This is a genomic window from Leucobacter sp. M11, from assembly GCF_035726885.1.
Lineage (GTDB): Bacteria > Actinomycetota > Actinomycetes > Actinomycetales > Microbacteriaceae > JAPFRB01.
Genome location: NZ_JAPFRB010000001.1, coordinates 141,800 through 144,310, shown reverse-complemented (window position 1 = coordinate 144,310; position 2,511 = coordinate 141,800). Strand labels below are relative to the sequence as shown.

Annotated in this window: 3 protein-coding genes; 2 read left to right on the top strand and 1 reads right to left on the bottom strand. The window is 69.5% G+C overall.

The genetic code is table 11. The annotated features are described in order from the left end of the window. Positions 1-720, bottom strand: a 720-nt coding sequence (locus OOT08_RS00725; protein WP_325090677.1) for an Lrp/AsnC family transcriptional regulator, incomplete at its 3' end; no start/stop codon positions are given. Positions 721-930: 210 nt separating this feature from the next. On the opposite strand from OOT08_RS00725, the gene OOT08_RS00720 reads away from it, so the two are divergent. Together OOT08_RS00720 and OOT08_RS00715 are read left to right on the top strand one after the other, a co-directional pair. Continuing rightward, complete coding sequence (locus tag OOT08_RS00720; RefSeq protein WP_325090676.1) at positions 931-2,142, top strand: M20 metallopeptidase family protein; 1,212 nt, start codon at positions 931-933, stop codon at positions 2,140-2,142. Between the two features lie 86 nt (positions 2,143-2,228). Beyond that, on the top strand, positions 2,229-2,511 hold a 283-nt coding region (locus OOT08_RS00715; RefSeq protein WP_325090675.1), incomplete at its 3' end, for an MFS transporter.

Below are 2,511 nucleotides of genomic sequence, written 5' to 3'. Positions count from 1 at the left end.
TAGCCAGCAAAACCACTGGCAGCTGATGGACTGGCCGATAATCTCGGGCGCAACGTCGCAGCGCAGGGAGACCCCCGTGTTGGCGAGCACGCGGTTCAGCCTGCGCGAGACGGTGCTCGGGTGCGTGCCGAGCTCCGCGGAGATCTCGCTCACCCCCGCCCGACCATCGCGAAACAGGATCGACAACAGCTCCCGGTCCTCCTCGCGGAGCGCCCGCCCGGAGCCCTCTCTGACCGGGTTCTGGCGGGCCAGGACCCGCACGGCCTCCTCGCTGAGCGCGTTCAGCCGCCACTCGTGCCCGCTGAAGTGCAGCCGGGTGCAGACGATGGTCTCGTGCCGGGCGATGCCCTCGAGGCGGAGAATGCCGGGGCGCAGGCGCTGCAGGAAATCCTCGAAGCTGCTCGCGAGGACGGTCAGGATGAGGTCCCAGTGCCGCGCGGGCTCCTCGACCGAGATCACCTCGGGGATCCGCATCGCCTGATCGATGAGCTCGCCCTGCCGCCCGGACTCGCTGAGCAGCGCGACGAAGACCAGCACCCCGGATCGCTCGGCGCCGAAGGGCACCGCGGTGGACCAGGCGAGCCCCGCGTCCGTGAGCTCCTGCCACCGGGTCGCGAGGGCCCCGGGGGAGCGGTGGATCGCCGCGCCGATCGACCGCCAGGAGGCGCGGGGCGCGATCTGGAGGGCGTGCAGCAGCTCAAGATCGTCGTGCAGCGGCATCGGTCATCCTTCGCGAGAATCGGACATGGGCCCGGGTTGTCCTGGCCCGCTCGTGCATCCATGCTGACAGATTTACCCGCTCTGTGCATCAATGATGCTCATATTTGGCAAATCCGCGAAGAAATAACGACTCCGGCCCCGGTCATCTGCGCGAGCGCTGTGACATTTATATTGATGTGATCAGCGACCGACCCGGAAAGAATCGTCACAGTGGACTATCGACAACAGGCAGCAACCCTCCAGGCGGACCTCGTTTCCCTCCGCCACGAGCTGCACCGCCGCCCCGAGGTGGGCTTGCACTTGCCCGAGACCCAGCGGTTCGTCCGTGACCAGCTCGCCGAGCTCGGCGTGGAGGTCATCCTCGGGCAGAGCAACAGCTCCGTGGTCGGCATCATCCGGGGCGCCGCCACGAGTCAGTCCGCCCCCGCGGTGCTGCTCCGCGGCGACATGGACGCCCTGCCGATCCAGGAGGAGACCGGCCTCGACTACGCCTCCGAGGTGACCGGCGCCATGCACGCCTGCGGCCACGATGCGCACGTGACCATGCTGCTCGGCGCCGCCCGGCTCCTGAACGCTCAGCGCGATTCGTTGCCGGGGGACATCGTCCTCATGTTCCAGCCCGGCGAAGAAGGCCACAACGGGGCCGGTGAGATGATCCGCGAGGGAGTGCTCGACGCCGCGGGGCCCCGCGTGAGCGCCGCCTACGCCCTGCACGTGTTCTCGTCCCGCATCCCGCAGGGCACCTTCGTCGTCCGCCCCGGGGCCATCATGAGCGCCTCGGACACCGTGCTCATCCGCGTCGTCGGCCGCGGCGGGCATGGCTCCGCCCCGCACCGCGCCGCGGACCCGGTCGTCGCCGCGGCGACGATGGTGCTCGCCCTGCAAACGATGGTCACCCGCCGCTTTGACTCCTTCGACCCCGTCGTCGTTTCCGTCGGCATGATCCGGGGCGGCGACATCGAAAACGTGATCCCCGACGAGGTCGAGATCAAAGCGACCGTGCGCACCTTCAGCCCCGAGAACCGGGCCCGGATGCAGACCGCGATCCACGAGGTCCTCGGCGGCGTCGCGGCCGCGCACGGCGTGACGGTCGAGATCGACTACCGGCTGCTCTACCCGGTCACCCAGAACGACCCCGCGGAGGCGAGGCTTGCCGCGGACACCGTCCGGGACCTCTTCGGCGCGGAGCGGCTCTCGCTGCCCGAGCACCCGCTGAGCGCCTCGGAAGACTTCTCCCGCGTGCTCGCGGAGGTGCCGGGCGTGTTCATTCCGCTCGGCGCGGCCCCGCTCGGGGCCGACCTCGACACGGCCCCCGATAACCACTCGCCCCAGGCTCGGTTCGCCGACGAGGTCCTGAGCGACGGGGCCGCCCTGCTCGCCACGCTCGCGCACCGGAAGCTCAGCCAGCTGAGCCAGCGCTGATCCCTCCCCATTCCCCATCACCACAGCCCAGCGGCGGGCGCACAGCCGAGCCCGCCGGAGAACTGAACCAAGCAGAAAGCCACCTGATGACCGTGACACCCCCTGACCTGGCGCCCGGCACCCCCGCGCCGGAGGACCGCAAGACCACCCGGAAAAACCTCGTCGGCATCGGCATGGGAAACCTGCTGGAGTGGTACGACTGGAACGTCTACGCCTCCTTTGCCGTCTACATTGCCGCGCACGCCTTCAACAACGACGACCCGACCTCGGCGCTCCTGTCGGCGCTGGCGGTCTTCGCGGTGGGCTTCATCGCCCGCCCCTTCGGCGGCTTCCTCTTCGGCTGGATCGGCGACCGCAAGGGCCGCAAGT